General features: G+C 67.3%; 23 protein-coding genes. 12 read left to right on the plus strand and 11 right to left on the minus strand.

The features are described 5' to 3' along the window. Position 1: 1 nt before the first annotated feature. From MHZ35_RS00975 to MHZ35_RS01000, 6 genes are read right to left on the minus strand one after another with little or no spacing between them, the layout of a single operon-like run. Positions 2 to 919, minus strand: a complete 918-nt coding sequence (locus tag MHZ35_RS00975; protein WP_239433977.1) for a ParB/RepB/Spo0J family partition protein — start codon at positions 917 to 919, stop codon at positions 2 to 4. Beyond that, a complete protein-coding gene (locus tag MHZ35_RS00980) occupies positions 916 to 1,695 on the minus strand; it encodes a ParA family protein (protein ID WP_125960202.1) in 780 nt (259 codons plus the stop codon). Before MHZ35_RS00980 ends, MHZ35_RS00975 begins: the two co-directional genes overlap by 4 nt. Continuing rightward, positions 1,692 to 2,309: a 16S rRNA (guanine(527)-N(7))-methyltransferase RsmG gene (gene rsmG, locus MHZ35_RS00985; protein WP_239433978.1), complete on the minus strand. Its 618-nt coding sequence runs from the start codon at positions 2,307 to 2,309 to the stop codon at positions 1,692 to 1,694. The genes MHZ35_RS00980 and rsmG overlap by 4 nt, the downstream gene beginning before the upstream one ends. Further along, entirely contained in the window at positions 2,309 to 4,150 is a 1,842-nt protein-coding gene (mnmG, locus tag MHZ35_RS00990; RefSeq protein WP_239433979.1) for a tRNA uridine-5-carboxymethylaminomethyl(34) synthesis enzyme MnmG, read from the minus strand. Before mnmG ends, rsmG begins: the two co-directional genes overlap by 1 nt. Positions 4,151 to 4,204: 54 nt before the next feature. Continuing rightward, a complete protein-coding gene (gene mnmE / locus MHZ35_RS00995) occupies positions 4,205 to 5,500 on the minus strand; it encodes a tRNA uridine-5-carboxymethylaminomethyl(34) synthesis GTPase MnmE (RefSeq protein WP_239433980.1) in 1,296 nt (431 codons plus the stop codon). 4 nt (positions 5,501 to 5,504) lie between these two features. Beyond that, positions 5,505 to 5,735: a DUF6489 family protein gene (locus tag MHZ35_RS01000; RefSeq protein ID WP_132882964.1), complete on the minus strand. Its 231-nt coding sequence runs from the start codon at positions 5,733 to 5,735 to the stop codon at positions 5,505 to 5,507. A 109-nt stretch (positions 5,736 to 5,844) separates the two neighbouring features. Here MHZ35_RS01000 and MHZ35_RS01005 point away from each other — a divergent pair, with 109 nt between their 5' ends. Continuing rightward, entirely contained in the window at positions 5,845 to 6,540 is a 696-nt protein-coding gene (locus MHZ35_RS01005; protein WP_239433981.1) for a dienelactone hydrolase family protein, read from the plus strand. 58 nt (positions 6,541 to 6,598) lie between these two features. Here the strand turns inward: MHZ35_RS01005 and MHZ35_RS01010 are convergent, their stop codons facing one another. The 4 genes from MHZ35_RS01010 to hemE form a co-directional block, all read right to left on the minus strand. Further along, on the minus strand, positions 6,599 to 7,330 hold the full coding sequence (locus tag MHZ35_RS01010) for a TerC family protein (protein ID WP_125960197.1): 732 nt from the start codon (positions 7,328 to 7,330) through the stop codon (positions 6,599 to 6,601). A gap of 195 nt (positions 7,331 to 7,525) precedes the next feature. Further along, entirely contained in the window at positions 7,526 to 8,782 is a 1,257-nt protein-coding gene (gene rho, locus MHZ35_RS01015) for a transcription termination factor Rho (protein WP_125960196.1), read from the minus strand. A gap of 213 nt (positions 8,783 to 8,995) precedes the next feature. Next, a complete protein-coding gene (locus tag MHZ35_RS01020; protein ID WP_125960195.1) occupies positions 8,996 to 9,451 on the minus strand; it encodes a CopD family protein in 456 nt (151 codons plus the stop codon). Further along, positions 9,448 to 10,488, minus strand: a complete 1,041-nt coding sequence (gene hemE / locus MHZ35_RS01025; protein ID WP_239434020.1) for a uroporphyrinogen decarboxylase — start codon at positions 10,486 to 10,488, stop codon at positions 9,448 to 9,450. Before hemE ends, MHZ35_RS01020 begins: the two co-directional genes overlap by 4 nt. Positions 10,489 to 10,792: 304 nt before the next feature. Between hemE and MHZ35_RS01030 the strand changes: the two genes are divergently transcribed. The 11 genes from MHZ35_RS01030 (at position 10,793) to MHZ35_RS01080 (ending at position 17,635) form a co-directional block, all read left to right on the plus strand. Then, positions 10,793 to 11,608, plus strand: coding sequence for a pyruvate, water dikinase regulatory protein (locus tag MHZ35_RS01030; RefSeq protein ID WP_239433982.1), 816 nt, complete (start codon positions 10,793 to 10,795; stop codon positions 11,606 to 11,608). Continuing rightward, positions 11,605 to 12,213: a Maf family protein gene (locus tag MHZ35_RS01035; RefSeq protein ID WP_239433983.1), complete on the plus strand. Its 609-nt coding sequence runs from the start codon at positions 11,605 to 11,607 to the stop codon at positions 12,211 to 12,213. Before MHZ35_RS01030 ends, MHZ35_RS01035 begins: the two co-directional genes overlap by 4 nt. After that, positions 12,210 to 13,022 carry a shikimate dehydrogenase family protein gene (locus tag MHZ35_RS01040; protein WP_239433984.1) on the plus strand — a complete coding sequence of 271 codons (813 nt, stop codon included), beginning with the start codon at positions 12,210 to 12,212 and terminating at the stop codon, positions 13,020 to 13,022. The genes MHZ35_RS01035 and MHZ35_RS01040 overlap by 4 nt, the downstream gene beginning before the upstream one ends. Further along, on the plus strand, positions 13,019 to 13,612 hold the full coding sequence (coaE, locus tag MHZ35_RS01045) for a dephospho-CoA kinase (RefSeq protein WP_239433985.1): 594 nt from the start codon (positions 13,019 to 13,021) through the stop codon (positions 13,610 to 13,612). Before MHZ35_RS01040 ends, coaE begins: the two co-directional genes overlap by 4 nt. A 7-nt stretch (positions 13,613 to 13,619) precedes the next feature. Next, on the plus strand, positions 13,620 to 14,306 hold the full coding sequence (gene dnaQ, locus MHZ35_RS01050) for a DNA polymerase III subunit epsilon (protein ID WP_125960190.1): 687 nt from the start codon (positions 13,620 to 13,622) through the stop codon (positions 14,304 to 14,306). 47 nt (positions 14,307 to 14,353) lie between these two features. Further along, positions 14,354 to 14,950 carry a ribosome hibernation-promoting factor, HPF/YfiA family gene (gene hpf / locus MHZ35_RS01055; RefSeq protein ID WP_125960189.1) on the plus strand — a complete coding sequence of 199 codons (597 nt, stop codon included), beginning with the start codon at positions 14,354 to 14,356 and terminating at the stop codon, positions 14,948 to 14,950. A gap of 26 nt (positions 14,951 to 14,976) precedes the next feature. After that, positions 14,977 to 15,441 carry a PTS sugar transporter subunit IIA gene (locus MHZ35_RS01060; RefSeq protein ID WP_239433986.1) on the plus strand — a complete coding sequence of 155 codons (465 nt, stop codon included), beginning with the start codon at positions 14,977 to 14,979 and terminating at the stop codon, positions 15,439 to 15,441. Then, complete coding sequence (locus MHZ35_RS01065) at positions 15,428 to 15,889, plus strand: PaaI family thioesterase (RefSeq protein WP_239433987.1); 462 nt, start codon at positions 15,428 to 15,430, stop codon at positions 15,887 to 15,889. The genes MHZ35_RS01060 and MHZ35_RS01065 overlap by 14 nt, the downstream gene beginning before the upstream one ends. Then, positions 15,886 to 16,224 (plus strand): DUF1491 family protein, encoded by a 339-nt coding sequence (locus MHZ35_RS01070; protein WP_239433988.1) that lies wholly within the window; start codon positions 15,886 to 15,888, stop codon positions 16,222 to 16,224. The genes MHZ35_RS01065 and MHZ35_RS01070 overlap by 4 nt, the downstream gene beginning before the upstream one ends. Positions 16,225 to 16,376: 152 nt before the next feature. After that, the gene (locus MHZ35_RS01075) at positions 16,377 to 17,075 is read left to right on the plus strand and encodes a cell wall hydrolase (protein WP_239433989.1); all 699 of its coding nucleotides are present in this window, start codon (positions 16,377 to 16,379) and stop codon (positions 17,073 to 17,075) included. Between the two features lie 53 nt (positions 17,076 to 17,128). After that, complete coding sequence (locus tag MHZ35_RS01080; RefSeq protein WP_239433990.1) at positions 17,129 to 17,635, plus strand: MmcB family DNA repair protein; 507 nt, start codon at positions 17,129 to 17,131, stop codon at positions 17,633 to 17,635. Between the two features lie 23 nt (positions 17,636 to 17,658). On the opposite strand, the gene MHZ35_RS01085 is transcribed toward MHZ35_RS01080, so the two are convergent. Beyond that, positions 17,659 to 18,258 carry an ankyrin repeat domain-containing protein gene (locus tag MHZ35_RS01085; protein WP_125960184.1) on the minus strand — a complete coding sequence of 200 codons (600 nt, stop codon included), beginning with the start codon at positions 18,256 to 18,258 and terminating at the stop codon, positions 17,659 to 17,661. Between the last annotated feature and the right edge of the window lie 20 nt (positions 18,259 to 18,278).

The raw sequence follows: 18,278 nt of genomic DNA on the forward strand, positions 1-18,278 counted from the left end.
CTCAGATCACGTCACCGCTCAGCCGCTGGCAGACCATGTCGAGCTGATCGAGAGTCGAATAGCTGATCGTCAGCGTGCCACCCTTTTCCCCATGCGCGATGCGCACGTTGAGCCCGAGCGCGTCACCCAGCTGCTGCTCGAGCGCCAGGATGTCGGCGTCTCCGTCGGTTGCGTTGCCACCGCCCCGGCTGCCCCGCGGCTGCGCGCCGCCGAGCGGCTGTGGCTTGGCTTCGCGGGCGAGCCGTTCGGTTTCGCGCACCGATAGACCCTTGGCGATCACGCGATCCGCAAGCGCTTCCGGATCGGGCGCACCGATGATCGCGCGGGCGTGGCCCATGCTCAGCTGCTGGGACACCACCAGCTGCTGCACCGGTGCCGGCAGGTCGAGCAGCCGCAGCAGGTTCGCGATGTGGCTGCGCGACTTGTGCACCAGCTTCGCCAGCGCATCCTGGGTATGGCCGAACTCGCCGATCAGCTTGCGATAGGCATCCGCCTCTTCGATCGCGTTGAGATCCTGCCGCTGGATGTTCTCGACGAGAGCGATTTCCATCGTCTCTGCGTCGCTCAGCTCCCGGACCAGCACCGGAACCTCATGCAGCCGGGCTCGCTGCGCCGCCCGCCAGCGGCGCTCGCCGGCGACGATCTGATATTCCTTGCCGTGCGGTCGCACGACGATGGGCTGGATCAGGCCGCGCAACGCGATCGAGGCGGCCAAATCATCGAGGGCCGCTTCGTCGAAGTGCCGCCGCGGCTGATCGGGGTGCGGGACCATCGCCGTCACGGGAAGCAGCCGGACGCCGCTCGGCTGTCGCTCCACGCCCGAGACCGGCGCCTCGCGCGTGCTGTCTCCCAGCAGCGAACTCAGCCCGCGGCCAAGACCCGGGCGCGGCTTGCGGGCGGGTGCAGTGTTGTCGGTCATGCGGCCTCCGCGAGCTTTGGCAGGCGACCGATCACTTCGCGTGCCAGGGCGATGTAGGCTTCGGAACCAGCACAGCGGTGATCGTAGATCAACGCCGGCATGCCATGGCTGGGTGCTTCCGACAGGCGGACGTTGCGCGGGATCACCGTGTCGAACACGACCTTGCCGAGCACCGAGCGGACGTCGTCCGATACTTGGTCGGTCAGGCGGTTACGCCTATCGTACATCGTCAGCACGACGCCCAGGATCGACAGGCCCGGATTGAAGCGGCCACGGATCTGCTCGACGGTGGTGAGCAGCTGGCTCAATCCTTCCAGCGCGAAGAACTCGCATTGCAGCGGCACGAGAAGCGCATGCGCCGCCACCATCGCGTTGACGGTGAGCAGCCCCAGGGAAGGCGGGCAATCGACGAGGATCACGTCCCAGCGCTCGCCACCGCGTTGCAGCGCGCGATCGAGGCGGTGGGTGCGTGCATCGAACTCGATCAGTTCGATCTCCGCACCCGACAGATCGACCGTCGCCGGCACGATGTCGAGGAGCGGAACCTGGGTCGGGATCGCCGCTTCCTGAAGCGTCGTATCGCCGAGCAACAGGTCATAGGTCGATCGCTCACGATCGTTGCGGCCGATGCCGAGCCCGGTCGAGGCGTTGCCCTGCGGGTCGAGGTCGAGCAGCAGGACTCGCAGTCCCGTGGCGGCGAGTGCCGTCCCGACGTTGATGGCGGTCGTCGTTTTGCCGACGCCGCCCTTCTGGTTGGCGATGGTGATGCAGATCATGCTGGGGTAATCCCGCGTGCAATCACGATGAGCGATTCCGGATCGGTGAGGCTGTGTTCCACGTGAAACAGACCTTGCCATGAACCGGTTAAGGCTTCCACCTCGGATCGTGCCGATCGCCCTTTCGGCAGCAGCCATAGCGTATCTCGATCGGTCAGGTGCGCCGCACCGCCGAACAATGATGGCAGTGCTGCGACCGCACGCGCGCTGACGATCGCCGCCGGTGGCTGCGGCGCGACGCTCTCTGCCCGCTTCTGTTCGACCCGAACATTCGACAGGCCCAGCGCATCGGCAGCGTCCCGCAGGAAGCTCGCCCGCTTCTGCCGCGGCTCGACGAGCAGCGTGGGCGAGTCGCGCAGGATCGCCACGACCATGCCGGGGAAACCGCCCCCCGTGCCGATGTCGATCCAGAGCCCTTCCCTGCGTTCGGCCAGTTCGACCAGCTGCGCGGAGTCCAAGCCGTGGCGGAACCACAGATTCGGAAGCGTGGATGCGGCCACCAGATTTTGCCGCCCGCTCTCCTCGCGCACGATCTCCAGAAAGCGCGCGACGCGCTCCACGCGCGTGGCGTCATAGCGGTCGGCGAACCAGCTGCGGGCTTCGTCTTCGGTCATCACGCAACCACCTTTCGGGCATGGACCAGCACCGCAGCAAGCGCGGCCGGCGTCACCCCGCGCACGCGCGACGCGGCGCCAAGCGTCGTGGGTCGGGCGGTCGACAGACGTTGCACCATCTCGGCCGACAGTCCGGGCACCGCCGCATAGCCGAAGCCTTCGGGTAGATGGATGTGGTCGTTGGCCCGCATCTCCGCGAGCTCCGCCTGCTGCCGCTCGATGTACGGGGCATAGCGCGCGTCTTCGACTGCTTCGGCGAGCAGCGCGTCGGGAGTTGCCTCAAGCCCCTCCGGCAGCAACTGCTCAAGCGTGACGCCGGGGAAGCGCAGCCATTCGCGAACGCTGCGCACGGCACCGTCCTGGCTCACCTGCCCGCCATTCGCTGCAACCATGCTAGCCGACAGTCGCGTGTCAAAGCACTGTTCCAGCTCCGCGCGCCCCGCGGCACGGGCACGTACCCAGGCGAGCCGCTCCGGTCCCAACAGACCCGCCGCCTCCGCGATTGCTGAAAGACGTGTCGGGGCGTTGTCGGCGCGCAGGGTCAGCCGATACTCGGCGCGCGCCGTGAGCATACGATAGGGCTCGCTCACACCCTGGAGCACCAGGTCATCGACCATCACGCCGATGTAGCTGGACGCGCGATCGAGCAGCAGCGGCGCCAAATCACAAGCATAGGCAGCAGCGTTGGCGCCGGCGACCAGCCCCTGCCCCGCAGCCTCCTCATAGCCGGTGGTGCCATTGATCTGCCCGGCACAGAAGAGCCCCGGCATCGCCCCCAGGGCCAGTCGCGGATCGAGGGCGCGCGGATCGACATAATCATATTCGACCGCATAGCCGGGGGTGACGATACGGGTATGCGACAACCCCGGAATGCTCCGGATCATCGCCTCCTGCACATCGACCGGCAGCGACGTCGAGATGCCGTTCGGGTACACCAAGGGAGTGTCGAGCCCTTCCGGTTCCAGGAAGATCTGGTGCCCGTCCCGATCGCCGAAGCGATGCACCTTGTCCTCGATCGAGGGGCAGTAGCGCGGACCGGGCGCCCCGATCGCGCCGCTGAACAGCGGTGACCGATCCAGACCGCTCCGAATGATCGCATGTGTCTCTTCGGTCGTGCGGCTGACCGCGCAGAACAGCTGCGGCAGCACCCGGCCGGACTGCATCGGCGACATGGTCCAAGGCTCGGCATCCGACGGCTGTTCGTCGAGCGCCGCCCAGTCGATCGTACGTCCGTCGAGCCGCGGCGGCGTCCCGGTCTTCAACCGTTCCATCGGCAACCCGAGGTCGCGCAGCTGCACGCCCATGACGGTCGCCGCGCGTTCCCCAACGCGGCCGCCCTCCTCGCGCTCTTCCCCGCGAAAGATCCGCCCGGCCAGGAACGTCCCCGTCGCGAGCACCACCGCGCGCGCACTCAGCCGCGTACCATCTGCAAGCAACAGGCCGGCAACGCTTCCCTGCTGCACGAGCAACTCTTCCGCCTCGCCCTCGATCAGGGTCAGGTTCGACTGCGCACGAAGCATCGCCTGGATCGCCGCCGCGTAGCGAATACGGTCGGCCTGAACGCGTGGACCCTGCACGGCAGCACCCTTGCTGCGGTTGAGCATCCGGTAGTGAATTGCCGCCTGATCGGCCGCGCGCGCGATGAGCCCGTCGAACGCGTCGACCTCCCGGACGATGTGGCCCTTGCCCAACCCGCCAATCGCGGGGTTGCACGACATGGCCCCGAGCTTGGCGAGATCGAAGCTCAGCAGCGCCGTGCGCGCGCCACGACGGGCAGCCGCGGCTGCGGCCTCGGTGCCGGCGTGCCCGCCGCCCACCACGATCACATCGAATGGAGACATGCTCTTGCGCTACTGCGCCGCCGCGCAGCCGTCAAAGCGTTCCACGTGGAACACTCACTTGCCGATGCAGAACCGTCCGAACAGTGCGTCGAGCACGCCCTCGACATCCGCGCGGCCGGTCACGCGATCAAACGCTGCGCGTGCCCGGCGCAACTCCTCGGCAAGCAACAGCGGATCATGGTGCATGGCAGCATCGCCGAGCGCATCTGCAGCATCGCGGAGCAGATCCCGCTGCCGCCGATTGAGCGCCAGCATGTCCTCGCGCGGCAACAACCCGCGAGCCCTACGCTCCATCTCCGCCCAGAGCTCGGCGATGCCCCACCCCTGCGCGACCGAAAGGCCGATGCGACCCGAGGGTACCTCCGCCCGCCCCGGCAGGTCGGCACGCGGATGGAGCGCCAGCACCTCCACCCCTTCGATCGCTGGCGCCGGCTCGTCGGCAAGCCACAGCAGCAGATCGGCGCTGCGCATCGCCTCCTCCGCCCGCGCGATGCCGATCCGCTCGATCGGGTCGTCCGTCCGCTCTGCCAGCCCGGCCGTATCGGTCAGCCGCCAGGCGATCCCGTTGCGCACCACCGCCGCTTCGATGCGGTCGCGCGTGGTACCCGCGATCGGGGAAACGATCGCCGCCTCGCGATCGGCAAGTGCGTTGAGCAGCGTCGACTTTCCACTGTTGGGCGGCCCCGCGAGCACGACGCGGATGCCGTCGCGCAGACGCTCTACCGGAGGGGTCGCGAGCACCTCGGCCAGCTCGGCACCTAGCGCCTCGCATCCTGAGCGAACATCCTGAAGGGCGCCGATATCGTCGGCAACGTCGTCCTCATCGGCATGGTCGAGCATTGCCTCGACCTGCGCGGCGAGCATCAGCAGCCGATCCTGCCAACTCTCCACCTGCCGCCGAACCGCGCCTTCCGCAGTGGCAAGCGCCGCACGCCGCTGCGCCTCCGTCTCGGCCATCAGCAGGTCGCCCAGCCCCTCGGCCTCACTCAGATCCAGGCGGCCGTTGGCAAGCGCACGCCGCGTGAATTCCCCCGCCTCGGCGGGGCGCAGTCCGGGCTGGCGGGCAAGGCATCCCTCGACCGCCCGCACCACCGCACGCCCGCCGTGCAGGTGCAGCTCCACCAGGTCCTCGCCGGTCGCGGTGTGCGGTCCTGGGAACCACAGCAGCAGCGCACGATCCAGCAACCCGCCATCGGCCGGGTCGCGCAACGCCCGCAGCCCTGCGCGGCGCGGTGGCGGCAGCGTGCCGGCCAGCGCCTCCGCCGCAGCAACGGCATTCGGGCCGCTAATCCGAAGCAGCGCGATCGCGGCCGGGGGTTGGCCGCTCGATACCGCAAAGATCGTATCCATCGGCTCAGCCGGATCGGCTCGCCGTTTCGAACATCTTGCGCCAGAAGCTCATGCCGGCCTCCCCCATCGGTGCCCAATGGCGCATCAGCGTGTCCAGCATCTCCGGACTCGCCCCCTTTTCGAGCGACTCGCTCAGCATCGCGACATAGCGCTCGTGCACCGGCGTGAAGTCCGGCAAGCCCATGGCCCGCCGCGCCTCTTCCGGCGTGCAATCCACCTCGACGTTGATCTTCACTGGCTGTCTCCGCTTGAGGGCCCCGGCGCCATTGCCTAGCGTCCTGCTGCTATGCGCCGGACGCAGGCTTCCCTGCAAACGCCGCATCTTTCGAACCAAAGGAGCCTCCATGGCAACGATCACCATCGACACGCTCGACGGCACCAGCCAGTTCACCGCCTACCGCGCCGATCCGGCAGAAACGCCGCGTGCAGCGATCGTCGTGATCCAGGAGATCTTCGGCGTGAACGCCGGAATCCGTGCCAAATGCGACCGTCTGGCGGAACAGGGCTATCTGGCGGTCGCTCCGGATCTGTTCTGGCGGATCGCGCCCGCCGTGGACCTCAATCCCGATGTGCCGGAGCAGATGCAGCATGCGCTCGATCTGATGGGGCAGTTCGATCAGGACACCGCCATTGCGGACATCGAGGCAACGATCCGGTTGGCGCGAACGCTCGTTTCCGGCGGCAAGGTGGGTGCGATCGGCTTCTGCCTGGGCGGTCGGCTCGCCTATATGACGGCTGCGCGCACGGACGTGGATGCGAGCGTCGGCTATTATCCTGTCGGCATCGACGGACTGCTTGGTGAGAAGCACGCCATCGCCAGGCCGCTGATGCTGCACATTGCCGGAGCGGATCACTTCGTTCCTGCGGAAGTGCAGGCGGCGATGCACGCCGGCCTCGACGATCACCCCAAGGTCACGCTGCACGACTATCCGGGAGAGGATCACGGCTTCGCGACCGAGCTGGGCGACCGTCGCTCCGATGCCGCTGCGCGCCTGGCAGACGGTCGGACCGCCGCCTTCCTCGCTCAGGCGCTCGCCTGAAACGAAAAAGGGGCGGCCACCACGGCCGCCCCTCTCCTTCTTTTCCAGTCTCGGCCACTCAACCGAACAGTTGGAGCAGGCCGATATGGTGATCGGTGATGCCCTCGTAGATCATCTTCACCGCAACGTAGAGGATCACCGCCAACCCCACATAGGCGATCCAGCGATAGCGCTCGATGTACTTGGCGATGAGGTTTGCGGCGATGCCCATCAGCGCGACCGACAGCAGCAGGCCGATGATCAGGATGCCTGGATGATCGCGCGCCGCACCGGCCACCGCGAGCACGTTGTCGAGGCTCATCGAAACGTCGGCGACTGCCACCGCCCAGGCCGCTGCCGCAAAGCTCTTCGCCGGACGGATGCTCTCCGTCTCGTCGCCATAGACTTCAGGGGAGCCCGGGCCGCCGGCCGGCCGCAGCTCGCGCCACATCTTCCAGGCCACCCACAGCAGCAGCACGCCGCCTGCGAAGATCAGGCCGATGATCCCGAGCAGCCAGCTGACCACCAGCGCAAAGGCGATCCGCAGCACCAGCGCGGCGATGATGCCGATCAGGATGACCTTCTTGCGCTGTGCCACCGGCAAACCGGCCGCCAGCGCGCCCACGACGATCGCGTTGTCGCCAGCGAGCACCACGTCGATCATCAGGACCTGCAGGAACGCCGACAGCGCCGACGGCGAGCCGATGTTGCTGAAGTCCGAGATGATGTGGTTCCAGATCTCGGCCGGGGAGCCCGGCCCCGCTGGAACCGCCGTGGCGGCCACACTGAGGTGCGAAAGAAGGTCTAGCATTGCGAAATCCTAGTCTGCGGCTCTGCGAGCGCCTAGTCCGAACGACAGGCGCCGGCTTTTCCAGCAATGGTTCGTAACAATTCGTCGTCGCCAGGCGCCGGCGTGCGCCAAAAACGCGATCGGCCCGCGAGCCGACCGAACCCATCGGGTGACGGTCGGCCGGCGGGCCGGTCCGCTTGTCAAAAAAAGGAGCGCTTACTGGTTCATCGAGTCGAAGAAGTCCTCGTTGGTCTTCGAGTCCTTCATCTTGTCGAGCAGGAACTCCATCGCGTCGATGGTGCCCATCTGCATGAGGATGCGACGCAGCACCCACATCTTCGACAGCTTGGCCTTGTCGACCAGCAGCTCTTCCTTGCGGGTGCCCGACTTGCCGACGTCCAGCGCCGGGAAGATGCGCTTGTCCGCAACCTTGCGGTCGAGCACGATCTCGGAGTTGCCGGTGCCCTTGAACTCTTCGAAGATCACCTCGTCCATGCGGCTGCCGGTGTCGATCAGCGCGGTCGCGATAATCGAGAGCGAACCGCCTTCCTCGATGTTGCGCGCCGCACCGAAGAAGCGCTTCGGGCGCTGCAGCGCGTTCGCGTCGACACCGCCGGTCAGCACCTTGCCCGACGACGGCACGACCGTGTTGTAGGCGCGGCCCAGGCGCGTGATCGAGTCGAGCAGAATCACGACGTCCTTCTTGTGCTCGACGAGGCGCTTGGCCTTTTCGATCACCATCTCGGCCACCTGGACGTGGCGGGTCGCCGGCTCGTCGAAGGTCGAGGAGATGACTTCGCCGCGCACCGAGCGCTGCATGTCGGTCACTTCCTCGGGCCGCTCGTCGATCAGCAGCACGATCAGGAAGACTTCGGGGTGGTTATCGGTGATCGCCTTGGCGATGTTCTGCAACAGCACCGTCTTACCCACGCGCGGCGGCGCCACGATCAGCGAGCGCTGCCCCTTGCCTTGCGGTGCGACGATGTCGATCACGCGCGCCGACTTGTCCTTGGACGTCGGGTCGAGCTGGTCGAGCGTCAGCTTCTGCTCGGGGTACAGCGGCGTGAGGTTGTCGAAGTTGACGCGGTGACGGACCGCATCGGGATCGTCGAAGTTGACCGACACCAGCTTGGTCAGCGCGAAATAGCGCTCGCCGTCCTTGGGGGCGCGGATCTCGCCTTCCACCGTGTCGCCGGTGCGCAGGCCGTGCTTGCGAACCTGGTTGGGCGACACATAGATGTCGTCCGGACCTGCGAGGTAGTTCGCCTCGGGCGAGCGCAGGAAGCCAAACCCGTCGGGCAGCACCTCGATCGTGCCCAAGCCCATGATCTGGTCGCCATTCTCGGCCTGCGCCTTCAGGATCGCGAACATCAGGTCCTGCTTGCGCATCGTCGACGCGCCTTCGACACCTAGTGCCTCCGCCATCGTGACGAGGTCTGCGGGCGCGTGCTTCTTGAGGTCCTTGAGGTGCATGGAGCTGATCCGAGTGGCGTTGATGCGGATAAGGGAGGAGCGTCGATCGGCGAGAAGGGAAGGCGCGAAACGATGCTGGAGGAGGACGCGCGAGTGCCGGAGGGCAACCGCTCGTTGTCGCGAGTTAGGTGCGCCCTGTGCCCAAGTCAAGCAAGGACGGAGGCGCGCTGCGATCGGCAGCGCGGCCTGTCCGCCGAAACGATCCCGGGAGGATCAGAAGGGCTTCACGACCGCCAGCGCGACGATCACCGCCAGCAGCAGCGCCGGCACTTCGTTGAGCATGCGCAGGCGCGAGGACGCGAGCGTGGGCCGTCCCGCCGCCAGCTTCTTGGTGTAGCCGACCGCCCAGCCGTGGTAACCGGTCAGGAGCAGCACGAAGAGCAGCTTCGCATGCAGCCAGCCCAGGCCCGGCTGACCGTCGAAAAGTCCGGCGTTGGCAGCAAGCGCCAGGCCCAGCAGCCATACCGCCACCAGCGCGGGCGTCAGGATCATCGCCCGCAGCTTCGCCTCGCGGGCAACCCAGCGCGGCCGCTCGGCAGCGTCGTCGAGGCCTTCCTGGTGATGCACCAGGTAGCGCGGCAGGATGAACAGTCCCGCCATCCAGAACACCATGAAGATGACGTGCGCGGCCTTCACCCAGAGATAGGCGGCGCCGAGGAAGTTGGTCATGCTTGGCTCCTGCGAACCCGTGCCACGAGCTGCTCGACATGGGTGATCGGCGTGTCCTGCTGGATGCCATGGCCCAGGTTGAAGATGTGCGGACGATCGGCGAAGGCGGCCAGGATGCGGTCGACCGCCCGGTCCAGCGTCTCGCCGCCGGCGATCAGGGCGAGCGGATCCAGGTTGCCCTGCACCGGAAGATCGCGCGGCAATGCGGCATTGGCCCAGACAGGGTCGACGGTTTCGTCCAGCCCGACGGCATCGACGCCGGTCGCTTCGGCATAGGCGACGAGCTTGCCCCCCGCGCCCTTCGGAAAGCCGATGATCGGCGTCTCGGGATGGCGCGCCTTCACGGCTTCGACAATGCGGGTGGTCGGGGCGATCACCCAACGCTCGAACTGCTCGGGCGACAAGCTCCCGGCCCAGCTGTCGAACAGCTGCACGGCATCGACCCCGGCCTCGATCTGCGCGCAAAGATAGTCGGTGGTGAGCGCGACGATCCGGTCCACCAGTGCCGTCATCAGCTCGGGATCGAGATAGGCAAGCCGCCGGGCCTCCGCCTGCTCCCGGCTGCCCTGCCCGGCGATCATGTAGGTCGCGACCGTCCAGGGAGCTCCTGCAAAGCCCAGGAAGGTCACCGCCGGGTCGAGCGTTGCCTTTACGCGCCGCACCGTCCCATAGACCGGCTCCAGCCGCTCAGGTGCCGGTTGCAGGGACGAAAGCGTCGCCCGGTCGATCCTGGGAGCCAGTCGCGGCCCCTCCCCGGTCTCGAACCACAGGTCCTGCCCCAGCGCGTTCGGCACCACCAGGATGTCGGAAAACAGGATCGAACCGTCGAATCCGAAGCGACGCAGCGGCTGCAGAGTCACTTCCGCGGCTGCTTCGCTGTCGTTCACCAGGTCGAGGAATCCGCCCTTTTCCGCACGCAGCGCTCGATATTCGGGAAGGTACCGCCCGGCCTGCCGCATGAGCCACAGCGGGGGAATGGCCTGGCGATTGCCGCGCAGGGTCTCGAGCAGCGGCTTGGGCGTCGGAATCTGAGTCAGCGTCGTGCCTCTACAGAAAAGAAGATTCAAAGAATGAAGGAGGTGGAGGTTGTTGGCGTGGGGATGCTGGGGTTTATGCCTCTGTCCTCAAATTGCCAACAGCTTGACGTGGGCAGACTCACGCAGGCCCTCAGATTCGGATTCAGCTATCCACGTTATCCACAGGCTGGTGATGGAACCGGCGGCTGTCGATGCAGCTGTGGACGAATCCGGGGGAATGTGGACGGATTGCGCCGCTTGGCCCCGTGTTCGGGTTGCGCTAGCGCTTATCCCCATGTTGTCCACAGCCTTGTCCCGCTGAGCCATGCGGCTGCACCTGCACCTTCTGTCGGACTCGACGGGCGAGACGCTTGAGAACATCGCCAAGGCGGCGCTGGCGCAGTTCGACGGGGTCGAGACGCTCCGGCACTTCTGGCCGATGGTGCGCAGCCAGACGCACCTCGAGCGCATCCTGCAGGAGATCGCCCACAATCCGGGGATCGTCCTGTTCACGCTGGTCAACGCGGAGATCCGCAAGACGCTGGAGGCGCGCTGCCGGGTGATGGGCCTGCCGGCGGTGGCGCCGCTCGATGGCGTCAGCCATGCCTTGTCCAGTCTGCTGGGGCAGGAGGCGAAAGCGCGTCCGGGGCGGCAACATATCCTCGACGCGGCCTATTTCGCGCGCGTCGACGCGATTCAGTTCACCATCGCCCATGACGATGGCGTGCTGTGGGAGGAATGGGAGGAGGCCGACATCCTGCTGGCAGGCGTGTCGCGATCCTCCAAGACGCCGACCTCCATCTATCTCGCCAATCGGGGCTACAAGACCGCGAACATCCCGATCGTGGTGGAATCGCCGCCGCCGCCGGCGCTCTATTCGCTCAAGCATCCGATGATCGTGGGGCTCACCACCAGTGCCGACCGGCTGATCCAGATTCGGCGGAACCGGCTGCTGTCGCTCAACCAGGCCGCGAACACCGACTATGTCGAACAGGACTCGGTCTCGCGCGAAATCGCGTTCGCCAGGCGCATGTTCGCAGACAATGGCTGGCCGGTGATCGACGTCACCCGGCGTTCGATCGAGGAAACGGCGGCCGCGATCATCACCCTCTATCAGGAACGCAAAGGGGAGCGGCAATGACGGACGCTCCACGCCTGGTGCTCGCATCGCAAAGCGCGTCGCGCCGGGCGATGCTCGCTGCGGCCGGGATCGCCCACGATGCCGTGGCCAATGGTCTCGACGAGGAGGCGGCCAAGGCGGCGCTCGCGGCCGAGGGGCTCGGGGCGCGCGACTTCGCCGATGCGCTTGCCGAACTGAAGGCGATGCGCGCGGCGACCCGCGTCTCCGGCGGGCTGGTGCTCGGTGCCGACTCGGTCGTCGCCGCGCCGGACGGCGGGTTGCTCGACAAGCCTGCTGATCGGGACGACGCGGCCGCGCAATTGCGGCGACTCTCCGGCGCCCAGCATGATCTCTACAGCGCGGCGGTGATCGTCGAGGGCGGGCGCCCCGTCTGGCGTCACATCGGCCACGCGCGCCTGCACGTGCGGGCGTTGAGCGATGCCTTCATTGAGGCGTATCTGGACGCGGAGTGGCCGGCGATCTCGGGCTGCGTCGGCTGCTATCGCGTCGAGGGCATGGGCGCGCAGCTGTTCCATCGCATCGACGGGGATCACTGGACCATCCTGGGCCTGCCGCTGCTACCGCTCGCCGCCTATCTGCGGGACAGAGGAGTCTTGTTGTCGTGACGCAACCCTATGCCGAGGTGATCGGCGACCCGATCACCCATTCCAAGTCGCCCCGCATTCACCGCTTCTGGCTCGACGCGCTCGGCATGGAAGGCGATTATCGCGCGACCCGCGTCGAGGCGGAGGGACTGAAGGCCTATTTCGACGCGCGCCGTGCCGATCCCGCCTGGCGCGGCTGCAACATCACCCTGCCCCACAAGACCGCCGCCCTCGACCATGTCGAGGATCGGGGCGGCGTTCGCCAGTCGATCGGCGCGATCAACACGGTATTTCGCGACGGAGACGGTCACCTCGTCGGCACCAACACCGACGCGGGTGGCTTCTACGCGCCCATCGCCGAGCTCCCGCTCGAAGGCGCCCCAGTGTGCGTCATCGGCGCGGGCGGTGCGGCGCGCGCGATCCTGTTCGCGCTGTCGAAGCTGAATGTCGGCCGCGTCACGCTGCTCAACCGCAGCCCGCTCAAGGGCGCGGCCCTGCTCGCCAGCTTCGGCCTGAAGGGCGATGCGCTGCCGCTTTCGGCGCCGGTGCCCGCCGCCAAGCTGCTGGTGAACGCCAGTGCCCTGGGCATGACGGGACAGCCGCCGCTCGACCTCGATCTCGCGTCCCTGCCCGAAGACGCGGTGGTCTACGACATCGTCTATGCGCCGCTGGAGACGCCGTTGCTCACCGCCGCGCACGCGCGCGGGCTGGAAACGGTCGACGGGCTGGAGATGCTGGTGGGCCAGGCGGCGCTCGCGTTCGAGATCCTGTTCGACGCCCAGCCCCCGCGCGAGCGGGACGAGGAGCTGCGCGCGCTGCTGCTGGCATGATCCGCCTCGGCCTCACCGGCTCGATCGGCATGGGCAAGTCGACGGTGGCGGTGATGTTTGCCGAGGCCGGTATTCCCGTGTTCGACGCCGATGCCACCGTGCACCGGCTGCAGGGACCGGCCGGGCGCCTAGTCGCGGCCATCGAGGCAGCGTTCCCCGACACGACCGGGACGGAGGGCGTCGATCGCACGGCCCTGGGGGAAGCGGTGCTCGCCGATCCGGCGGCGCTCCGCCGGCTGGAGGCGATCGTCCACCCCGCGGTCGCCGATGAACGGGCCGCCTTTGTCCGCGATCATGGATCGGCGCCCATCCTGCTGTTCGATGTTCCCCTGCTCTACGAGAGCGGGGGCGAAGCCTATGTCGACAAGGTGGCGGTGGTGAGCGCGAGCGCCGAGGTGCAGCGGCAGCGGGTGTTGGCGCGCCCCGGCATGACGCCCGCGCGACTTGAGGCGATCCTCGCGCGCCAACTGCCTGATGCCGAGAAGCGCGCCCGCGCCGATTTCGTCATCCCGACGGACGTTCCGCTCGCCGATACCCGGGCTGCGGTTCACCGCGTGATCGCTTGCCTGTCCGGTTCGTACGGGGAATAGCGGTCCGATGCGCGAGATCGTCTTTGATACCGAAACCACGGGCCTCAGCTTCTCAGGCGGCGATCGGCTGGTCGAGATCGGCTGTGTCGAGCTGTTCAACCGGGTCGAGACCGGCCGGGTGTTCCACGCCTATTTCAACCCCGGTCGACCCATGCCGGCCGAGGCGCAGGCGGTGCACGGCCTCTCCGACGCCTTTCTTGCGGACAAGCCGGCGTTTCACGCGGGCGTGGACGCGCTGCTCGAGTTCCTGGGCGACAGTCCGCTGATCGCGCACAACGCCTCGTTCGATTTCGGCTTCCTCAATGGGGAGCTCGGCCTCTGCAAACGCTCGGCGATCTTGATGGACCGCATGGTCGACACGCTGCTGATCGCGCGCAGCCGCCATCCCGGTGCCAAGCATACGCTCGACGCCCTGTGCGTCCGCTTCGGGATCGATCGCAGCCGCCGGGTGCTGCACGGCGCACTCCTGGACGCTCAGCTTCTGGCGCAGGTCTATGTCGAACTGATGGGGGGGCGCCAGATCGGGCTCGGGCTCGCCTCGGCAGCGCCGCAGGTGGAGGAAACCATCGTCGTCGCAGCGCCGAAGGTGCGCCCGCCACGGGTTTTCGCGGCGAGCGATGCGGAACTGGCGGCCCATGCAGCGTTTCTAGAGACGGTCAAACAGCCGTTGTGGCTTGCCGGGGCGGCTGGTTGACGGGTCTGGGCACTGTGCCTAGGCCGGTTCAATAAGTGGAGAGAAGTATGGACATCCGGGTTTCAGGGCATCAGGTCGACACGGGCGACGCGCTGAAGCAGCTGGTCCAGGAGCGCCTCCAGGGCATCGCCGACAAATATTTCGCGCGCGCGATCTCCGCGACGGCGACCTTCGGCAAGGGGCCCCATGACAACGGCTTCACCTGCGACATCGTCGCGCACGTCACCCAGGGTCTGGTGCTCAAGGGGCATAACTCGGGCCAGGACGCGCAGGGTGCCTTCGTCGGCGCCGCCGACAAGATCGAAAAGCAGCTGCGCCGCTACAGCCGCCGTCTGAAGGACCGCAACGCGGTGGAGGCCACTGCCCTCGCCCAGGCGGGCGCCTATGACGACTTCGACAACGCCGGCTATACCGTCTTCGGCGGCAACCAGGCCGAGGAAGAGGCAGAGGCCGACGCACCGCTGATCATCGCCGAAACCCGGGTCGACGTGCCGGATGCCAGCGTTTCCGACGCGGTGATGATGCTCGACCTGCGCAACACCAACGCGCTGCTGTTCAAGAACAGCGGCACCGGCGCGTTCAACATGGTCTATCGGCGCCATGACGGCACGATCGGCTGGGTCGAGCCCAACCGCGCGGCCTGAGGGCTGCCGGAGATTCCAGTCGCCTGATGATCGACTTCAGTGATCTCTTGACGCCCGATCGCGTGCTGGCCGGCGTGCCAGCCGCGAACCGGAAGGCGTTGTTCCAGCAGTTGGGCACGGTCGCTGCGACCGTGCCCGGCGTGGACGCGCGCGCGGCGTGCGATCTTCTGACGCATCGCGAGCGACTGGGATCGACTGGGTTCGGCAACGGTACTGCGACCCCCCATGCCCGCATCCAGGGTCTTGGTTCGGTGGTCGGCGTGTTCGTGCGGATGGCCAAGCCGATCGACTTCGCGGCCGTCGACGACCTGCCGGTCGACCTCGTCTTTGCACTGTTCTCGCCCAGCGAAGGTGCCGAGCATCTGAAGGCGCTGGCGCGCGTGTCGCGGGCGCTGCGGGACGCCGACTTCCGCGCGAAGCTGCGGGGCGCCGGTTCCTCCGACGCGCTGTACGCGCTGCTGACCGGAGTGGAGGCGCGTGACGCCGCCTGATCCGACCGGTGCGGAAGCCCATTTTCGTGCGCTCGAGTCGCTCTACGCGGCCGCGCCGATCAACCACCTTTTCGAGTCCCGCCTAGAGATTCCGGAGAGCGGCCTGGCCCGCATCCACTTCGAGATCCAGGAAACCCATTATCACGCCGCCGGCGCCGCGCACGGCACGAGCTACTTCAAGATGCTCGACGATGCGGCCTTCTATGCTGCGAACAGCCTGGTCACCGACCGCTTCCTGCTTACGACCGCGTTCAACCTGCTGCTCACCCGTCCCCTGCGCGCGGGGCCGGTAGTGGCCGAGGGACGCTGGATCAGCGGCCGGCGTCGCGTGTTCGTTGCCGATGCCCGGCTGATCGGCCCTGATGGCGAGGAGGCGGCGCGGGGTACGGGTACCTTCATGCGCTCGCAGATCCCGCTTGCGGGCCTGCCGGGCTATCGGGCCGCGTGAGCGACCGTCTTCCGACCGCCCTTGCGGTCAACGCCCTGGTGCGGCTGGTCGACCAGGCGGGGGGAAGCGCGATGGTGCTGGCACGCGGCGACCGCGACTCGGGAATCGTGCTGCTGCTGGTCGAGCAACGCGGCGGCCCCTCCCAGCTGTTCGAGCGCGGCTATGGCCCGGACGGCCGTCGTGCGATCGTCCCGGTGGGGCCCCAGGACGGAGATACAGGGGCGGTGATCGACTATTGGCAGCGGCGTCGGCGTAGCGATCCCGACCTCTGGGTGGTCGAGGTGAATGTCGCAGATGCACAACGTCTCGCCGCTGAGACGATCTTCGCTGATTGACTCGATCTCCTGCCGCGGCGATGGGAGTTCCACTGTTTCGTGGCGTTGTGCCGCGCCGGGGTGCGATACCGGTCGGTGACGCAGTCGGGGGGAAAGCCCGGGCGATCGGCATGCCGATCGGTCGCGCACCAACCGCATAGCAATGATGATCCATGTCGTCCAAGAAGCGGACCGCGTGCACCGCGGCCCTCTATCTCTGTGTCGCGCTGCTGGGCGCGATCACCACTCCGGGTTTCGCGTTCGAAGCAGAACGTGCATCCGTCGAGACTGTTAACGTGGAGAGCGCGGCAAAGGTTCCCGCAGCCCCCGTTACCCAGCTGGCCACCGTCGCAACGACGGCCGCCCCCGCCGCTTCCCCGCTGAAGCCGCAGACCGTTACCTTCGCTGCCTCCACTCCGATCGTTCAGGCGGTGGGTACGGCCAGCGTCACCGCCACCTTTGGCTCGCTTGCTGCGGCGGTTGCCGCGCAGCCGTCGAATGTAGGCGAAGACGAGCAGATCAACTGCCTCGCCACCGGCATCTATTATGAGGCGAAGGGTGAGCCGCTTTCCGGCCAGCTCGCCGTTGCCGAAGTCATCCTGAACCGCACCCAGTCGGGTCGCTTCCCGGACACTGCGTGCGGCGTGCTGAAGCAGCCGGGCCAGTTCTCGTTCGTGCGCGGCGGCAAGCTGCCTGAGCCGAACGCGGGCAGCAGCGCGTGGCGCACTGCGGTTGCCGTGGCGCATGTCGCAAAGCGCGCGCTCTGGGACAGCCCTGCTGACGGCGCGCTGTTCTTTCACGCCCGTCGCCTTGCGCCGCGCTGGGGCAAGGCCCGCGTGGCCTCTGTCGGCAATCACGTCTTCTACCGCTGATCGTCCCGGCGCGGGGCTTCCCCGCGTTCGTGAATTGTTCTAACAAGCGCGGCATGGGTTCCGTGCTTGTTCCGAACGCCGCGTCTGCGTTGCCCACGGTCGATGCCGGTCCGCTGGTGGCGGCGGATGTCGCCCGTGGGGTGACCCGCCTGCTGCTGCGGCATGACTGCACCGCCATGGCGGAAGTGCCGCTGGACGGTGGACGCCGTGCCGACCTGATGGCGCTCGATGCGCGCGGCCGCATCGTCATCGTCGAGATCAAGGTGTCGCGCAGCGACCTGCTCGGGGATGGCAAGTGGACCGACTATCTCGGCCATTGCGATCGCTATTTCTGGGCAGTGCCGGCCGGATTCGACACCGCAATCCTCGAAACCGAGGCCTTCCTGCCCGAACGTTGCGGCATATTGGTTGCCGATCGCTACGATGCCGCAGTGCTGCGGGAGGCGACCACGGTGCCGCTGGCAGCGGCCACCCGCAAGCGGTGCACCCTCGCCTTCGCCCGCCGCGCTGCGCGTCGGCTGATCGGCGTCACCGATCCCGATGCGGTGCAGGGCTGGTAGCCCGCCGCGCGCGTTTCCCGCGCCTAGAGGCGCGGACCGGCGACGACGGGCTTCTTGGCCTTGGGCGCTTCGTCCATCAGCTTGAGCAGCGCAGGGGTGCGCGTGTCGCGCCGGGCATAGTCCCGCGCCGACATGCCGGCCATGACGTCCGCCTGGTCCGGGTTGGCCCCGCCTTCGATCAGCGTACGCACCAGATCGATGCGGCGCAGCTGCACCGCGCGGATCAGCGGAGTCTCGCCCCGCGAATTCGCAAGGTTCAGATTGGCCTTGTAGCGGATCAGCGTATCCAATCCGTCGGTGAAGCCTTTCTCGACCGCCAGCATCGCCGGTGTGTTGCCGTCGGCATCCTGGATGTTCGGGTCCGCACCCTTCGAAAGCAGGAAGCGGAGATACACGCTGTCGCTACGGCTCGCCACGATGTGCAAGGCGGCGTCGCCGGTGGTCCGGTCCTTGCTGTTGATCAGCAGCTGGCCAGGCTGGTTCAGGAAGTTGGTGACCTTGTCCCCGTCTCCCTTCCGCACCGCTTCGAGGAACTCGTAGCTTTGCGAGCGCTGCTGGGCGGAGGCGATGGAGGGAGACGCTACGAGAGCGGCGGCGAGACACAGGTTCAAGACGCGGGACATGGGGCGAAATCTACTCATCC

The sequence above is a fragment of the Sphingomonas sp. ACRSK genome (assembly GCF_022346685.1).
Taxonomy (GTDB): Bacteria; Pseudomonadota; Alphaproteobacteria; order Sphingomonadales; family Sphingomonadaceae; genus Sphingomonas; species Sphingomonas molluscorum.

What these genes read in the sequence shown, in the direction of transcription:
- MHZ35_RS01035 (WP_239433983.1), top strand. Translation starts at nt 11,605, where the DNA reads ATGACGGACGCTCCACGCCTGGTGCTCGCATCGCAAAGCGCGTCGCGC.
- dnaQ (WP_125960190.1), top strand. Translation starts at nt 13,620, where the DNA reads ATGCGCGAGATCGTCTTTGATACCGAAACCACGGGCCTCAGCTTCTCA.
- coaE (WP_239433985.1), top strand. Translation starts at nt 13,019, where the DNA reads ATGATCCGCCTCGGCCTCACCGGCTCGATCGGCATGGGCAAGTCGACG.
- MHZ35_RS01020 (WP_125960195.1), bottom strand. Translation starts at nt 9,451, where the DNA reads ATGACCAACTTCCTCGGCGCCGCCTATCTCTGGGTGAAGGCCGCGCAC.
- MHZ35_RS01080 (WP_239433990.1), top strand. Translation starts at nt 17,129, where the DNA reads ATGGGTTCCGTGCTTGTTCCGAACGCCGCGTCTGCGTTGCCCACGGTC.
- MHZ35_RS01010 (WP_125960197.1), bottom strand. Translation starts at nt 7,330, where the DNA reads ATGCTAGACCTTCTTTCGCACCTCAGTGTGGCCGCCACGGCGGTTCCA.
- MHZ35_RS01060 (WP_239433986.1), top strand. Translation starts at nt 14,977, where the DNA reads ATGATCGACTTCAGTGATCTCTTGACGCCCGATCGCGTGCTGGCCGGC.
- MHZ35_RS00975 (WP_239433977.1), bottom strand. Translation starts at nt 919, where the DNA reads ATGACCGACAACACTGCACCCGCCCGCAAGCCGCGCCCGGGTCTTGGC.
- MHZ35_RS01075 (WP_239433989.1), top strand. Translation starts at nt 16,377, where the DNA reads ATGTCGTCCAAGAAGCGGACCGCGTGCACCGCGGCCCTCTATCTCTGT.
- MHZ35_RS00980 (WP_125960202.1), bottom strand. Translation starts at nt 1,695, where the DNA reads ATGATCTGCATCACCATCGCCAACCAGAAGGGCGGCGTCGGCAAAACG.
- rsmG (WP_239433978.1), bottom strand. Translation starts at nt 2,309, where the DNA reads ATGACCGAAGACGAAGCCCGCAGCTGGTTCGCCGACCGCTATGACGCC.
- rho (WP_125960196.1), bottom strand. Translation starts at nt 8,782, where the DNA reads ATGCACCTCAAGGACCTCAAGAAGCACGCGCCCGCAGACCTCGTCACG.
- mnmG (WP_239433979.1), bottom strand. Translation starts at nt 4,150, where the DNA reads ATGTCTCCATTCGATGTGATCGTGGTGGGCGGCGGGCACGCCGGCACC.
- MHZ35_RS01085 (WP_125960184.1), bottom strand. Translation starts at nt 18,258, where the DNA reads ATGTCCCGCGTCTTGAACCTGTGTCTCGCCGCCGCTCTCGTAGCGTCT.
- MHZ35_RS01005 (WP_239433981.1), top strand. Translation starts at nt 5,845, where the DNA reads ATGGCAACGATCACCATCGACACGCTCGACGGCACCAGCCAGTTCACC.
- MHZ35_RS01030 (WP_239433982.1), top strand. Translation starts at nt 10,793, where the DNA reads ATGCGGCTGCACCTGCACCTTCTGTCGGACTCGACGGGCGAGACGCTT.
- mnmE (WP_239433980.1), bottom strand. Translation starts at nt 5,500, where the DNA reads ATGGATACGATCTTTGCGGTATCGAGCGGCCAACCCCCGGCCGCGATC.
- hpf (WP_125960189.1), top strand. Translation starts at nt 14,354, where the DNA reads ATGGACATCCGGGTTTCAGGGCATCAGGTCGACACGGGCGACGCGCTG.